The following is a 2,942-nucleotide window of genomic DNA, read 5'->3' as shown; positions in this document are numbered from 1 at the left end:
CCGACACTATAAGTATCAGCGGTTTCTTCCTGAACATCAGGGTTACCGCCAACTAAACCGCCTGTTCCTTGAGTTTCTGCAGAGGTCAGCTCAAATTCACCGGCAGACTGGATACGTCCATTAACTGAGTCAATTGAACGACAGTTTTCAGCTATATTTCCTTCACTTGTTGCAGTTACACCTACACAAGGATCGTTTACACGAGCAAATGTTTCACCATTACCTGAATATAAGTCGGAAATATTTGGAGTACGAATAGCAGTTGCAGCTGACGCACGCAGCTTGACACTTTCTATTGGCTCATATTCTGTACCTACGTTCCAGGTAACAGCGCCGCCAGTGGCGGAATGCTCAGAGTAACGTGCCGCAAGATCAATAGACCAGTTCATTAATACCGGCAAACGCGTTTCTACAAACACGTCACTGGTGTTAAAGCTGCCATCTGTCGGTTGGGCCTTGTTTGTGCTTGAAGCACCAGTTTGAGCTAAATCACCCGGGCTATAAGTACCTTTTTCTTCGCGATACTCAAGACCACCAGCTAAACCGACAAAACCACCTGCCAACTCTAATGGTAAATCACCTGAAATAACACTCTGCACTACAAACTGTTCAGCTGTGCCGGTTGCTTTCGCTGGAGTCGAAACATAATCAACAGCAGCTTGTGAAACAGTACCTTCGCCAAATAGGTTTAACGGAACACAACCTTGCATAGCTGCGATATCGCTCGCGCACACCAAGTTACCATTAGCGTCTTCAGTAACATCCAAAGCAAGACGTGCGCGGTCTGTATTGATTTGGCCACCATTTAGCTGTTCCTGGTTTGTACGACCCCAAGTGAAGTAGTTGTCCCAGGTCCAGTTATAATCAATTGCATAACTAAAACCTGATGCAATACGCAAAGTATCACGAGTAACGTCAGTAGAACGGTTTCCGAATTCAGCCATACGACGCACAAAGTCTACACGCTGAGAACCAAGGTCATCAATACCATAAGATAATAAGTTGTCGCGTAGCTCCTGAGGCACCAATGGAGAGTATACGCTTAACCCTGCTACAGGATCTTCAACACGGTTATTCATCCATAAGTCTTCACCGACATTAAATGGTGTTGGTTCAATAGTTGAACCTTTCGTTTCAGCCGAGTTCCAGTGAACAGAACCAAATACGTTCAAGTCACTTGACAAGTCTTGACGAATTTCAGCAGATACATAACGACGCTCTAATGGTGTTACTAACTGACGTACAGAAGCACGATTGAATCCGCCTGAATACTCTGTTCCGTCAGCGTCAAAACTCTCTAGAGTGTTTCCGTCAGCATCTTTAACTGATACACGACCCTGTTTAGGGAAAGATGACAGTAAATCTCCTACATACTCATTGCCGTTCTCATCAGAGTAAACTGCACTGTCGACAGCAGAGAATGAGCGAGCGCTTGATTTAAGACCTTCGTCGTTATCAATACCGAAAGAGAACCAAGCGTTACCGCCGTCCCAATTCTTACCTGTGGTTAAGTTAAAGGTCTGAGTTTGGCGATCATGTTCACCTGAAATGCCAGCCTGGGTGCTAATTTCGATACCTTCGAAATCTTTACGGGTAATAATGTTAACTACACCAGCTACGGCATCAGAACCATAAACAGCTGAAGAAGCACTCTTCAGAATTTCAATGCGCTCCACCATTGAGGCTGGGATAGCGTTTAAGTCAACGGCATAGCCTGAAGAAGGTGCAATACCAGATACAAATCGCTGGCCGTTAACTAGTACCAACGTGCGTTCAGCACCCATGTTGCGTAATTCGGTTGTGTTCAAACCAACAGATACCGTATCAAACGCAGAGTTCGATTGATCTGAACCGGCGATAGCGACAGGCGACATATTCAATACTTGAGCAACGTTAATAGCCCCTGTTTGAACAATATCTTCACGGCCGATGGTGGTTACCGGTACGGGGGTTTCCATGCTGGCACGGCTCAAACGAGAACCGGTTACTTCAATTTTCTCGATATTATTTTGATCTGCAGTATTGTCCTGAGCTAATGCTGGAAATGACAGCGTGGACGCAACTGCAACCGCAGTAATGCTGCGGCGAAACAGTTTATTATTCATTGATATTACTCCCTGGAACATTATTTTTGAGTTGCTTGATTGGCGAAAGCAACCTGAAACCGATGACGGTCCGACTACTTATTATTCGACTACCCGTTTTCGGTAACAACCTTTTAACGCTGTGAGGAGTTCATTTCAATAGGTGTTTGAGCCTTTTCTTATACAGCAAGAACCGACCGAACAAAAAACAAGCTAACCGGTTATTTAAAAATCTATTTTATTAACGAAAACAACTTATGTATCCGACCTTTAAACATATGTTTTCCAGTTGTAACTGCCTAATTCAAGTATTTTAGTGAGAGTTTTTCAGGAACGATCTTAAAGGTCCATTTGACGACTCAAAAGCATAGCACTGCGCCAAAAAAAGCTCCGCACAGGCAACGGTATCCGTCAGTGCATGGTGGGAATGATAATTGGGTAAGTTATAGCGTTTTCGGCAAGCACTAAGGGTAAGCTGCCCAACTTGAATAGGTTGATGGGGGTTGCGTCCAAGCTTATGTTTTTCGAACGCTAAAGTGTCGAATATAGCCAGGGGATTAAAGGGGATACCGTGCTGCGCTTCGATATGTTTCAAGAAACGCCAGTCCATACCTTTGTGGTGACAAACTAACACGGCATCATTCAAAGCACGGCTTAGCATGGCGAAAGTTTGCCTGGGTTCCGAACTGTGCAAGAAATCCGGCTTGGTTAAACCATGAATGGTTGGGCTCTGGCCAAGTTCAAGCTCCTGTCCGTGAGCGAAAACATGATACTGGGCATTGCCAACGTGCATCACAGGGGGATGAATCCTCATCCAGGCAATAGACAAAATTTGGTGTTTTTTAGGATCCAGCCCGG

Annotated in this window: 2 protein-coding genes; both read right to left on the bottom strand. The window is 44.9% G+C overall.

All coding sequences use genetic code 11. The features are described from left to right. The coding region (locus tag B2U97_RS01510) for a TonB-dependent receptor plug domain-containing protein (protein WP_286830188.1) at positions 1 to 2,105 on the bottom strand (2,105 nt) is incomplete at its 3' end. Positions 2,106 to 2,397: 292 nt separating this feature from the next. Continuing rightward, positions 2,398 to 2,942: 3'-5' exonuclease (locus B2U97_RS01505; RefSeq protein WP_286830186.1), on the bottom strand; the 545-nt coding region annotated here is incomplete at its 5' end.

The sequence above is a fragment of the Idiomarina sp. UBA3176 genome (genome assembly GCF_002364295.1).
Classification (GTDB): Bacteria; Pseudomonadota; Gammaproteobacteria; order Enterobacterales; family Alteromonadaceae; genus Idiomarina; species Idiomarina loihiensis.
This window is presented reverse-complemented; position numbering and strand designations above follow the sequence as displayed.